Source organism: Chryseobacterium sp. MA9 (assembly GCF_024399315.1).
GTDB lineage: Bacteria > Bacteroidota > Bacteroidia > Flavobacteriales > Weeksellaceae > Chryseobacterium.
Genome location: NZ_CP075170.1, coordinates 3,335,948 through 3,348,481, shown reverse-complemented (window position 1 = coordinate 3,348,481; position 12,534 = coordinate 3,335,948). Strand labels below are relative to the sequence as shown.

Genomic DNA, 12,534 nt, shown 5'->3' with positions numbered 1-12,534 from the left:
AAAAACCAATCCATTCGGATTGGTTTTTTGTTGAGATATATTTAGGTATTAAAACTAAAAACTTTGCTGGTCAGCTGAAGGCCCATAGCTTCCCGGCAAAGGAATGTTGTTCAGTCTGTAATACACACCCAGTTGTGCTCTGTGATGCGTAATCTGGTTTAATGCATGTCGGATGGCTCCGTATTTACTCCAGCTTGCCAGTTCATGGCCGTCATTTTTAATGGTCCAGCTTGGGCTCAGATCCTCTTCCGAACTGTTTTCTAATGCTGTTTTTGCTGATTGGTAATCGTCTTCCAGTTTTTTCATGAGATCATCTCTTGTAGAAAGAATGGTAGGTTTGTAATCTCCTTTGGCAAAATCCAGTTCAGAAGTTTTCAAAATGGTGTTCGGCCATTCAAAAACTTCTACAAGATGGGTGGCAAGAGGCATCATTTTCATGCTTTTTTCATGGGGAGCGAAGTCATTTTTTCCTTCAGGGAACAGTTCAATAAATTTTTTTGTGGTTTGGAATTCTCCCTCCAGTTCGGATTTTAATTGAGATAAAGTGTCCATAATATTTTGTTTTTTAGAAACTTAAAGGTAAGCGTTTTAAAAATGAAACTGTTTTAAGAGAATCATAATTTTTTAATTACCGTGTAATCCGGAGGAGATAAATCTTTTCCTGAAAATAAAATTTCAAAAAAACTGTAACAAAAGAAGACATGTGATTACTAATTATATAAAACTTGATATAATGAAAAAGTTATTCTCCGTATTTCTCATTGCTCTTTTTGCGTTTGCGGGAGCTCAGGAATCAAAGGAAACTGCTAACCGTTTCTTTTATGAACTGACTTTTAAACCGAAAAAAGATTCAGCGAAGCTTGAGAAAGTAATTATGGCTCTTGATATAGTTAAAGACAGATCTGTTTATAGAGATTTTACGGCTATTGGACAAGATTCTATTCTGAAAGTTCAATTTGAAGCAATGCAAAAGGCAGGAGTCTATAAAGATCTATCTAAATCTTTCAAAATGCCAAAGTTTTCTGCAAAAATAGTGAAGACATATCCAGATATGAAAATCCAATATATTGAGAGAATTGCAAGCGGATTTTCTCCTATGAGCATTGGATATAACGAAACATTAAAATTAGACTGGAAAATTTCTAACGAAAAAGCAAAAATTGGAACTTATAATGCTCAGAAGGCAACAACTGAATTTGCAGGAAATAAATGGACGGCTTGGTTCAGTTCAGAGCTTCCTTTTCAGGATGGACCGTATAAATTTTCAGGACTTCCGGGCTTAATCGTAAAGATTGAAGACGAAGGCAAAAATTATTCCTGGGTACTTCAGGGAAATAAAAAAGTTCCAAACTGGGAAGAATTGACATACATGGAAAAGCTTTCTAATATTGGTTTAAAAGTGACTGAAATGCCGAGAGAAAAGTTTGAAAAAACGTTCAATGATTTCAAAAAAGATCCTTTTGCTTCTGTAAGGCCTATGATGACCCAAGAAATGATGTCTAAATCAATTCCTGGAATGGATGGAACAATTGGAGACATGATGAAGAAGCAAGAAAAGATGTATAAAGATTTCTTCAATGCCAATGACAATCCAATAGAAAAAGAGCAAGCTTCTGATAAGAAGAAAAAATAAGCATTCATATCAACTAAATTATATTTTGAATCAACCCAGATACAGCAATGTATTTGGGTTGATTTCTTTTATTCCAAAACGTTATTTAGATTAAATTTAAATAACGTATATTTGCAGGACTAAAAATTAGGCTTTGAAAGAGAAAGGATTACATAAATTAAGTGGATTCCCTAAAAACAAAATGGGGAAGATATTGGGGTATGATAATGACCATCTGAAAATGCCCAATAAAATCATTGAAATGGGGCTTCTTCCGGAAACCACTTTCAGAATTTTGTATCAGGCTCCGTTCAGCGGGCCAATGTATGTGGAGTTTGGAGCAGAAAAAAGCCGGATTGCTCTTCGTGAGGAAGAAGGAGATTACATCATTGTTGAAGAATTGAATTAATGCAGGAAAACAAGAAAAAACAGATACTTTTAGTCGGAAATCCTAATGTAGGAAAGTCAACGGTTTTTAATACGCTTTGCAACAAAAAGCAGAAGACCGGAAACTATGCCGGCGTTACCGTTGCAAGTCATTCGGGGAACTATGCTTATAAAAATGAAGAAGTTGAGGTGATAGACCTTCCAGGTTCTTACAGCGTTTACCCGAGTTCAGAAGATGAAGCTATTTTTTCCAAATACCTTATTGATGAGCAGAAAAACTATGCAGGAGTTGTTTATATTCTTGAAGCACTAAGTTTAAAAAGAGGACTGCTTCTGTTTCAACAGATCCAGGACCTTGGAATTCCAATGATTCTGATTGTCAATCAGATTGATCAGGCAGAAAGAAGAGGAATCACAATAGATATTCAGAAATTTTCCGAAGCATTAGGCATTAAAATTATTCAGACCAATGCCAAAGAGCAGATCGGGATTGAGGAAGTAAGAGAAGCTGTTTACAATAATGAATTTGTAAAAACAGATCAGGTTTCTTTTGAAACACCGAACGAACACAGAGACTTTATTCAGAAACTGGCAGCACATAAAGGTTTCGATAATGAATACAAAGCCTGGATGAGCCTTTCACTGGGAACAGACCTTGGCAGAATAAGCTCAGTAATGGAACAGCTAAATGAATCTGATTCTAAAAGCTTGGTTCCAAAAAGATTACAGGTTCAGGAAACTGTAAGAAGATATCAGAATGTAGACAGAATACTGGAAGATGTAATTTCTAAAAAAGTCCAATTCAAAGAATTATTAACTGAAAAACTGGATAAAGTTTTAGTACATAAATTCTGGGGCTATGTAGTTTTTTTAGCGATCTTACTGGTTATTTTCCAAAGCGTTTTCTTCCTTGCAGAATATCCGATGAACTGGATCGAAAGTACATTCTCATGGCTTGCAGCATTCACCAGCGAACACCTTCCTGAAGGACCTATTAATTCACTTATTTCAAACGGAATCGTCCCGGGAATAGGAGGAATTGTCGTTTTTGCACCACAGATCGGAATCCTATTGTACTTCCTTTATCTATTGGAAGATTCAGGATATATGGCTAGAGTAGTATTCCTAATGGACAGATTGCTTCGTCCGTTTGGGCTAAACGGGAAAAGTATTGTTCCGCTGGTATCAGGAACCGCTTGTGCTATTCCTGCGGTAATTTCCACAAGAAATATTGAAAACGTAAAAGAAAGATTGCTTACCATCTTGGTAACACCTTTTATGACATGTTCTGCAAGACTTCCGGTTTATAGTATTATTATCGGACTGATTATCTCAGAAGGAACTTTTTTAGGAATAAAATATAAAGCGCTGGTTTTGATGGGAATGTATCTCCTGGGCTTCTTAGTCGCTTTATTCTCCGCAGCAATCCTTAAAAGATTTATTAAAAGTAAAGGAAAAACATATCTGGTAATGGACCTTCCAGCCTATAAAAAACCACTTTTTGGCTACGACTTTAAAATGGTTTTAGGAAAAGTATGGGACTTTATTACCGGAGCTGGAAAAATAATTTTCATTGTAAGTGTCATTATCTGGTTCCTGAGCTATTTCGGGCCAAGCCAGAAAGCAGATGAATTTGTAGCAACAGATGTTCACCTTGATCATTCTTACCTTGCCAAAATGGGTAAAGGAATAGAACCTGCTATCGCTCCGTTAGGGTACGATTGGAAAATGGGAGTAGGAATTCTTACAAGTTTCGTAGCAAGAGAAGTATTTGTGGGAACAATGTCTACACTTTACAGCCTGGAAGATGATGCTCCGGAGGTAAAGGTAATTGATAAAATGAGAAGAGATGTAAAACCAAACGGAGAAAAAGTCTTCAGTTTTGCAACCGGAATCTCGGTTCTTCTTTTCTATGCATTTGCAATGCAGTGTGTTTCTACACTTGCAGTAGTCTACAGAGAAACCAAAAGCTGGAAATGGACCGGCTTTCAGGTGGTCATGATGACAGGTTTGGCATATTTTGTGTCGATGATAGTATATCAGATTTTAAAGTAATGGAATCATCATTAATCATTCAATACGTACTTATTACATTAATTGTAGCATTTGCCTGTTACTCTTTATTTAAAGTGCTTAAAAAGAATTTCGCACCTAAGAAATTCAGCTCCAAAAGAACCAACTGCGATAAAGATTGTGGCTGTTCTTAATATTAGGTTCATCAGATAATTGAAAAAAATGTAGTAAATTCATTTTTCTAATGTAAATTATTAATTTGAATTTATTTAAAGCAGGATTATTAATCCTATTTTCTTTATTTGCCGCTCAGGTAAAAGCACAGTCAGATACCGCAAATACCAAGTCTTATGCAGACCAGGTGATGATTCGTGTCAATCTTGATACCAATATCGAGAGTTATGTTTTCTCGGAAGGAGAAGGTAAAAATGCCAATGAGACAATTCTTTCAATCAATAATAAAACCAAAACATCCTTTTCAGTCGATTATAGAATTATAAGTGCGACGGTATCATTTTCGCCCAGATTTTTAGAGGGAAATAATGATGATGAAATGAAAGGAAAAAGCTCTTATACCGATTTAAGCTTCAGATTTTTTCCGGGAAGATTTATCCAGAATGTTTATTATAAAAATGTAAGAGGTTTTTATGTAGAAAACATGAAAGATCTGTCCCCTGAATGGCAGGAAGGAAGAGATCCATACATTCAGTTTCCGGATTTAAGGGTTCAAACCTTTGGTGGGTCTACCTCCTATATTCTCAATAAAAATTTTTCAGCAAGAAGTATCTATACACAAGGAGAATGGCAGAAGAAAAGCAGTGGAAGCTGGGTGCCATTTCTTGATTATGACCTTACCATTTTCAGAAATACAATTGACGGGGTAAAAAGCAAAGAGACTCAATATAATATCGGCGGAAATATAGGGTATTTCTATAATTGGGTCATTGGAAAGAATGTCAATATTTCACCTTATCTGGCGCTCGGAGTTGGAGGGAAGTTTTCCAGTTACAGGGATATTCAGAACGAAGGAACGAAAGAAAATGCCCAGTATGCAACTATAAGAATGCAGGGAGGCCTTCATGTAGGGTACAATACAGACCGGTTTTTGTTCGGAGGTAAAATGAATTTTAAGACCTATGCCTATGATGAGAAAAATAACCAGACAGTAGAAAATAATAATCTCTATGGACTGTTATATATAGGGTATCGTTTTGCACCACCGAAAGTTGTAAAAAATACCTACGATAAAATCCAAAAAAAGATTCCGGTTTTATAAGTTGAAAGGTCTTTTAAGTATCTTTGCGTTGGAAAATTTAGAAAGAACAAAATAAAAGTAAAAACATCATGTCATTAATAAAATCTATTTCCGGAATTCGCGGAACCATTGGTGGAAGGGTAAATGATAACTTAACACCGCTGGATGTAGTAAAATTCGCATCCGCATTCGGAACCTGGCTTCAAAATAATAAAAACAAAAAAGATCTTACCCTTGTCATCGGAAGAGACGCCAGAATTTCTGGTCAGATGGTTTCTTCTTTAGTTACTGCTACCTTGCAGGGATTGGGGATTAATGTGGTAGATCTTGGCCTTTCTACAACGCCAACAGTTGAAATAATGGTTCCTGAGCTGAATGCAGACGGAGGAATCATCCTTACCGCTTCCCACAACCCAAAACAGTGGAATGCCCTTAAATTATTGAACGAAAAAGGTGAATTCATCACTGGGGAAAACGGTGCTGAGGTATTGGCTTTAGCAGAAAGTGAAGACTTCAATTATGCAGAAGTAGATGATCTTGGAAAATATGAAACAAGAGACGATGCTTTTGATATCCATATTCAGCAGATCCTGGATTTACCAATGGTAGATGTAGAAGCGATCAAAGCTAAAAACTTTAAAGTAGCTCTGGATGCGGTAAACTCTACAGGAGGTATTGCCATTCCTATGCTTTTGGATAAATTAGGCTGTGAAACCATCAAATTGTACTGTGAGCCTACAGGACATTTCCCACACAATCCTGAACCTTTGAAAGAACATTTGGGAGACATCTGTGAATTGATGAAGAAAGAAAATGCAGACGTAGGAGTTGTAGTAGATCCGGATGTAGACAGATTGGCCCTGATTGATGAAAAGGGCGAAATGTTCGGTGAAGAATATACCTTGGTTGCAGTTGCTGATTATCTGTTGAAACACAAAAAAGGGGCAGCTATTTCCAATCTTTCTTCTAGCCGTGCTTTGAGAGATGTGGCACGTTCGCATGACTCAGAATACTTTGCCAGTGCTGTGGGAGAAGTAAACGTAGTGACTTTAATGAAAGAAAAAAATGCCGTCATAGGTGGAGAAGGAAACGGAGGAATTATCTATCCTGATTTACATTACGGAAGAGACTCTTTGGTGGGAGTTGCCCTATTCTTAACGCATTTAGCCAAAGAAAATAAAACTGTTTCTGAACTGAGAGCAGGATACCCAAGCTATTTCATGGGTAAAAAGAAGATAGAACTGACTCCGGAGATTGATGTAGATGCTATTTTAAGCAAAATGGAGCAGGAATATCAGAATGAAGAAGTTTCTACAGTAGATGGTGTTAAAATAGACTTTGAAAACAATTGGGTTCATCTTAGAAAATCTAATACAGAGCCAATTATCAGAATTTATACTGAAGCTCAATCTCAGGAAGAAGCTGATCAGTTAGGAGATGATATCATTGCTAAAATTAAGAGTTTAATCTAAAAAAATACAAGAAGAACGGACAATGAGTCCGTTCTTTTTTATATCAGACATGTTTGAGCATATCAAAAAAAAGTTTCCCTTCCCTAAAGAAAAATGGAGAAAATTCCTGGGCAGCTTTGAACGCATGGAAGTTCCTGCCAAAACCTTACTTTTAAAAGAAGATGAGGTTTCCTGTAATGCCTATTATATTGAAAAGGGAATGGTGAGAGCATGGTATAATAATGACGGAAAAGACGTAACATTCCAGTTTTTTCTTGAAAATACAATGTTTTCTTCCCTTGAAAGCTTTAAAAAAGGCTTACCAAGCATGGTGTCATTTGAGACCATAGAGCCCTGTATTTTATACAGAATCAACAAACCTGATGTAGAAGCTTTCCTGGAAGAAGTCTATGAAAATCCAGAGCTCAGAAATCTCTTTATGGATGCTCTTTTTGAAAGAGTATTCGATTATATGAAACATTTCTTTTCCTTCATTAAAGATACGCCTCAGCAGAGATACCTGAACCTGGTTAAACAAAAGCCGGAGATTATCAAAAGAGTTCCCCAGCATTATATTGCCTCCTATCTTGGTATTACTACGGTACATCTCAGCAGAATTAAAAGTAAAATACTGAAAGAAGGACCTTAATAACTCCCAGCCTCCTCCCTTCCAGCTCCCTTTCCCAAACTGATAACAAATGTTATCGCTTCGCAGCCTTCTTCCCTCCTAATTTTGTATAAAAAATTAAAAGAATGAAAGCAGCAGTAGTATTTGAAAAAGGAAGCATCCCTCAATACATGGATTTCCCAGAGCCTGAAGTACAGGAAAATGAAATTTTGGTTTCAGTAAAAGCAGCCTCCATTAAAAATCTTGACAAAGCCAGAGCAGGTGGAAATCACTATTCAACAGAAAACCAGGAGCATCAGCCAACAATTATTGGAACAGATGGAGCAGGATATCTTGAAAACGGAAATAAAGTCTATTTTTTCAGCAAAAAAGGAACTGTATCCGAAAAAGCCGCAGTAGATAAAAAAATGATCATTCTGATTCCTGAAGAGCTGGATTTTTCTTTAGCAGCCGCATTGCCAAACGCTGTTATGGGATCAGCGATGGCTTTGAAATTCAAGGCCGGACTGCAGCCGGGAAATACTGTCCTGATTAATGGAGCAACAGGAATTACAGGCAGAATCGCTGTTCAGATTGCCAAACTATATGGAGCTGGAAGGGTCATCGTTACCGGTAGAAATGAAGAATCTTTGCAGTCTTTACTTGAGTTGGGTGCTGATGAGGTGATTTCACTCAAGCTGGATGATCATGATTTTAAACAAAAAATAAAAGAAATTCACAACCAGACGCCTATAGATATTATTTTGGATTATATCTGGGGCCATTCTGTAGAAATGATATTGTCCGCCTTTAAAGGAGACGGAACTTTTTCCCATAAAACAAAACTGGTAACAATAGGAGGAATGAGCGGAGATACTATTCAGCTTTCTTCACAGATTCTCAGAGGGACTGATATTCAGATTTCCGGATCAGGGTTGGGAAGCTGGACGAAAGAAGAATCTGCACTTCTTTTTTCAGAAATCATTCCGGAAATGTATCAGGCAGCTGTAGAAGGAAAAATTAAAATGGAAACAGAAGACGTTGATATTAAAAATATCGAAGCCTCCTGGAATGCTGAGATACAAAGCGGAAAACGTCTCGTCATAAGAATTTAACCCCAATTTCCATTTTTTTATCCACAATCCTTTTATCGGTTTTCTTTTTTTACTATTTTTATAATAGAAATTTATGAAATGGAAAATTCAAAAAAAAGTTGCAACTTTGCATAAATATTTGAATATCAGTTTCAGATGTATTATTAACTAACCGTTTGCCGAGGTTTGTAAGCAAATTCAGACATCAGGCCGACAAAGAGGACACTATTGGAAGAGTATTTTGGAAATGAACTTGTAAAAAAGTTCGAGGAAATGATGGAAAACAATGACGAATTCTACTTTGATACAGAAGAGTTAGAAGACATTATTGTTTATTATTTGGAGCTTGGTGATTTTAATTACGCTGATATGGCGGTTAATTATGGTCTAAAGCTTCATCCCAATTCGTTGGATATTAAGATCAAAAGACTTGAGATCCTTCTGGAGTGGGAAGAGTATAATATGGCGAAGGAACTTATCAACGAGTTAAAAGGTGCTTCTATGGAGAACACTGACTTTTTGGTTTGTTACGCCAAATATTATTCGAGCTTAGGAAATCCCAGAAAATCCATTGAAATTTGTAAAAAAGCTTTGACATTAGAGGAAGAAGAAAACTTTCTCCACAACTTTATTGCGGATGAATATGTGAATCTCGGAGATCCTTTTAACGCACTTAAACATTACAGAAAAGCACTGAAAGAAGATCCAACGGATGAATATTCGCTGGAAAACTGTATGGTGTGTTTCAGTGACCTGAATAAGAGCGAGGAGGCTATAGCCTTTCTTAATGAATATTTAGATGAATTCCCTTATTCTGAAACCGCTTGGTTTGAATACGGACAATTCTATTTCAACAGGAAAAATTATGATGAAGCCATAAGAGGCTACGATTATTTGTTGGCAATCAATTCAAACTCCGTAGGAGTGTATGCCAATAAATCAGCTTGTTATGAGGCGATGGGACAATACCAGAAAGCTATCGACACTTATGAAGAAATGCTGGAGCTGGAATACACAAAAGCATTTACTTTTTATAAGATCGGATTGTGCAATAAGGCGCTAAAACAGCCTATTCTAGCTTTAAACGCATTCCAGAAATCATTGAGAGAAGACCCTCAGTTTTATCTTGCAATGATGGAGCAGTCTTACCTTTATGAAGAAATGGGCGGAATGTCTGAAGCTTTGCATTATGCTAAAGAAGCTACCCAGCTGAATGAAAACAATCTTGATTATCAAAAAAGATTAGCGTTTTTATTCATCGATTCAGGAAAGTTTGAAGAAAGCCTTTCCTGTCTTAAAAAGCTGGTGGATGCGGAACCTACAAGGTTCTACAACTGGTATGCCTACTCAGAAGTTTTGATGTTGGTAGGAGAGTACGAAGATGCGGTAACTGTTTTGAATAGTGCCATAAAAAAGCATCACAGAGCTGAGCTGTTTTATCAGTTGAGTAATTGTTTTTTCAATCTGAAAGATCAGGATAAAGGAACAGAATCACTTCAGAAAGCATTAGACCTTGATCCGTCTTTAGTTAAGGATATGCAGAAAAAATATCCTTTTATTAAAGATGAAGTGAAAAAAGTTAAGGCTACTAAAGTGAGGAAAAAGAACTAGACTAATCTAAAAATAATAGAAAACCTGCAGAAATGCAGGTTTTTTTTATTGATAGTTGTATTCATAAATGAATTTGTCAGGAGCACTTGTAAGAGGGTTTCCATTAATATCAAGTAGCTGTCTGTCTTCTACAGACGGATAACCTGCGGTATTAAATGTGGTGGTATATTTATGAGAAGTCGTTCCGCTTCCGGTTCCCCCTCCGGCTGTAGTATTAGTGAATACTCCTTTATAAGTGCTTAAGCTGTTCTTTATATTCGAAAATAACATGCTTACTCCATCGCTGCTTTCATTTCCATTGAATATAATTTTATCAAAGCCCTTTACATTTTTAAAAGGATAGTTTTTATCTGTGTAAGTGTAGGTCTCCGTTTCTGTATAATTAACGGTATTTCCATTTATGGTTCCGGTGCCTGAGCCTACATTGCTTACCATATTTCCATTGCTGTATGTGAATACACTGTTAATGGTAGAAGAACCGGCAGCTCCCGAATTCGTTTGTCTTTTTACACTAATTTCTGTAGTGCTTGTATAAGTGTAGGTGAATGTAACCGTGTTCTGTACTGTCCCGGTAGTAGAATATTCCTTCGTAACCGCTGTTGCCATACGCCCGTTGGAATAGCTGTATTCAACTGCGCTTTCAAGAACGTTATTTTCGTAATGTTTAATACCGGTAACATAATCATCAGTATAAGTGAATTCAATTCTTTGCCCATGATTAATGTTGTTCATCATGCTGATGATTTTAGTTCCGTTGTAATTGATTTTCATTACAATACCATCCATAGTCATCCTTGTAGGAAGAATTACACTTTGATTGGAAGGGTCGCTGTTGTCAAAAGGAGTATCATCAGATGAAGAACACGAAAGTGTTAATAAGGCTATTGAGCCACAAAGTAGAATTTTTTTCATAGTTATAAGTTAAATCGGTCAAATATAATTTAAATTATAATATGATTTTACTTTTTTGAATTTGTTCTTAAAAATAGTAGCCCGGCAATAATGATTCCTGCTCCTATAAATTGTAAATAAGTCAGTTTTTCACCATCTAAAATTCCCCATATAATAGCAACAATAGGCATTACTAAAGTAACTGTAGATGCAAAAAGAGGGGTGGAAACTTTCAGCAAGCGATAATTCATCATCATCGCCAGTCCGGTTCCGAAAACCGATAAAAGACTCACAAACATAAGGCCCAGCAGATTATCTTTCGAAAAACTGAATTCCGAAAAGAATCCGGTGCCTGTCAATGCAATAATAGAAGGAAATAACAAAACAAATGAGAACACAAAAGCTGATAAAACAGTGGAAGAAACCTCCATAAGCTTTGATTTGACAGTCGTTGTACTCAGGGCATAACATAAAGTAGCTAATAATAACAGCAGGATTGGGATCATTTTCAGTTCCCCGCCATCACCGCCGCCAAATGCAAGAATGCAGACTCCTGTGAAGCTTATTAATGTTCCTATAATTTGTTTTTTTGTCGTCTCGAACTTCCATACCAATCCTCCTACAATAATCACAAAAATAGGCATCATAGAGTTGATGATTCCCGCAATACTGCTGCTGACTTCAGTTTCTGCGATCGGAAAAAGGAACATCGGAATAAAATTTCCTGTAAAAGCAGCCAAAATTAACCACTTCAGATGTTTTTTGGGGAAAAGCTTATAATTTGAAATGGCAATTGGAAGCAAAATAATCCCGGCAATAAGAACTCTTAAAGAACCTACCTGAAAAGGATTAAAATGCTCGAGAGATTTTTTAATCAAAATAAAGGATGATCCCCAGATAATACTCAGGATAATCAGAAGAACCCATTTTTCTTTATCCGCGTTCATTATTTTCGTGTAAGATTTTTAGAAATTCTTTTTTAGAAATCATTTTAGCACCCAGGCTTTCAAGATGCTCTGTATGAGATTGACAATCAATTAATTCAATGTTGTTTTTGTTGCTCTCTACAAAATGGATAAATCCTGCCTTGGAAGCATTGCTCACTTTAGCAAACATACTTTCTCCACAAAATACGCTGCCAATCTGTAATCCGTAAAAACCACCCACAAGCTCTTCATCCTGCCACACTTCAATACTTTTGGCAAGGCCATATTCATGAAGCTGGATAAAAGAATGCATCAGCTCATCAGAAAGCCATGTCCCGGACTGGCCTTTTCGGTTCGCGTTTTGACAGTTCCTGATTACTTCCCTGAAATTTTTGTTTTCCGAAAAAGTAAAAACATTCCTGTTTAATATTTTTCTCATTGATTTTGAAACCTTTATTTCTTCAGGTAGCAGTACAAACCTTGGATCCGGACACCACCATAAGATTTCTTCTCCGGGATTGTACCAAGGGAAGATACCAAGTTGATAAGCAAACCAGATACGCTCTACAGACAAATCACCACCAAAAGCAACCACTCCTTCATGACCATCATACAGTTCAGGGTCAGGAAATGAAATCTCGTTTTCGTCTAATCGAACCATGCTTAGAAAAAAAATCCCACTTCAAA

General features: G+C 36.6%; 12 protein-coding genes. 8 read left to right on the top strand and 4 right to left on the bottom strand.

All coding sequences use genetic code 11. The annotated features are described in order from the left end of the window. Positions 1–54: 54 nt before the first annotated feature. A complete protein-coding gene (locus tag KIK00_RS15200; RefSeq protein WP_255813213.1) occupies positions 55–552 on the bottom strand; it encodes a DinB family protein in 498 nt (165 codons plus the stop codon). Positions 553–733: 181 nt separating this feature from the next. Between KIK00_RS15200 and KIK00_RS15195 the strand changes: the two genes are divergently transcribed. From KIK00_RS15195 to KIK00_RS15160, 8 genes are all read left to right on the top strand, one after another. Beyond that, positions 734–1,633 carry a GLPGLI family protein gene (locus KIK00_RS15195; RefSeq protein ID WP_255813212.1) on the top strand — a complete coding sequence of 300 codons (900 nt, stop codon included), beginning with the start codon at positions 734–736 and terminating at the stop codon, positions 1,631–1,633. A 181-nt stretch (positions 1,634–1,814) separates the two neighbouring features. Beyond that, entirely contained in the window at positions 1,815–2,021 is a 207-nt protein-coding gene (locus KIK00_RS15190) for a FeoA family protein (protein ID WP_052184769.1), read from the top strand. Then, positions 2,021–4,054: a ferrous iron transport protein B gene (gene feoB, locus KIK00_RS15185; RefSeq protein ID WP_255813211.1), complete on the top strand. Its 2,034-nt coding sequence runs from the start codon at positions 2,021–2,023 to the stop codon at positions 4,052–4,054. Before KIK00_RS15190 ends, feoB begins: the two co-directional genes overlap by 1 nt. Positions 4,055–4,271: 217 nt before the next feature. Further along, on the top strand, positions 4,272–5,288 hold the full coding sequence (locus tag KIK00_RS15180; protein WP_255813210.1) for a DUF4421 family protein: 1,017 nt from the start codon (positions 4,272–4,274) through the stop codon (positions 5,286–5,288). Between the two features lie 68 nt (positions 5,289–5,356). Continuing rightward, a complete protein-coding gene (glmM, locus tag KIK00_RS15175) occupies positions 5,357–6,739 on the top strand; it encodes a phosphoglucosamine mutase (protein ID WP_255813209.1) in 1,383 nt (460 codons plus the stop codon). A gap of 22 nt (positions 6,740–6,761) precedes the next feature. Beyond that, on the top strand, positions 6,762–7,367 hold the full coding sequence (locus KIK00_RS15170) for a Crp/Fnr family transcriptional regulator (protein ID WP_255813208.1): 606 nt from the start codon (positions 6,762–6,764) through the stop codon (positions 7,365–7,367). 104 nt (positions 7,368–7,471) lie between these two features. Then, positions 7,472–8,440 carry a zinc-binding alcohol dehydrogenase family protein gene (locus KIK00_RS15165; RefSeq protein WP_255813207.1) on the top strand — a complete coding sequence of 323 codons (969 nt, stop codon included), beginning with the start codon at positions 7,472–7,474 and terminating at the stop codon, positions 8,438–8,440. A 207-nt stretch (positions 8,441–8,647) separates the two neighbouring features. After that, positions 8,648–10,030, top strand: a complete 1,383-nt coding sequence (locus tag KIK00_RS15160) for a tetratricopeptide repeat protein (protein WP_255813206.1) — start codon at positions 8,648–8,650, stop codon at positions 10,028–10,030. A 45-nt stretch (positions 10,031–10,075) separates the two neighbouring features. On the opposite strand, the gene KIK00_RS15155 is transcribed toward KIK00_RS15160, so the two are convergent. The 3 genes from KIK00_RS15155 to aat are packed head-to-tail and all read right to left on the bottom strand — an operon-like array spanning position 10,076 to position 12,508. Further along, positions 10,076–10,942: a hypothetical protein gene (locus KIK00_RS15155; protein WP_255813205.1), complete on the bottom strand. Its 867-nt coding sequence runs from the start codon at positions 10,940–10,942 to the stop codon at positions 10,076–10,078. 47 nt (positions 10,943–10,989) lie between these two features. Further along, the gene (locus KIK00_RS15150) at positions 10,990–11,868 is read right to left on the bottom strand and encodes a DMT family transporter (RefSeq protein WP_255813204.1); all 879 of its coding nucleotides are present in this window, start codon (positions 11,866–11,868) and stop codon (positions 10,990–10,992) included. Then, complete coding sequence (gene aat / locus KIK00_RS15145; RefSeq protein WP_255813203.1) at positions 11,855–12,508, bottom strand: leucyl/phenylalanyl-tRNA--protein transferase; 654 nt, start codon at positions 12,506–12,508, stop codon at positions 11,855–11,857. Before aat ends, KIK00_RS15150 begins: the two co-directional genes overlap by 14 nt. Positions 12,509–12,534 lie beyond the last annotated feature (26 nt).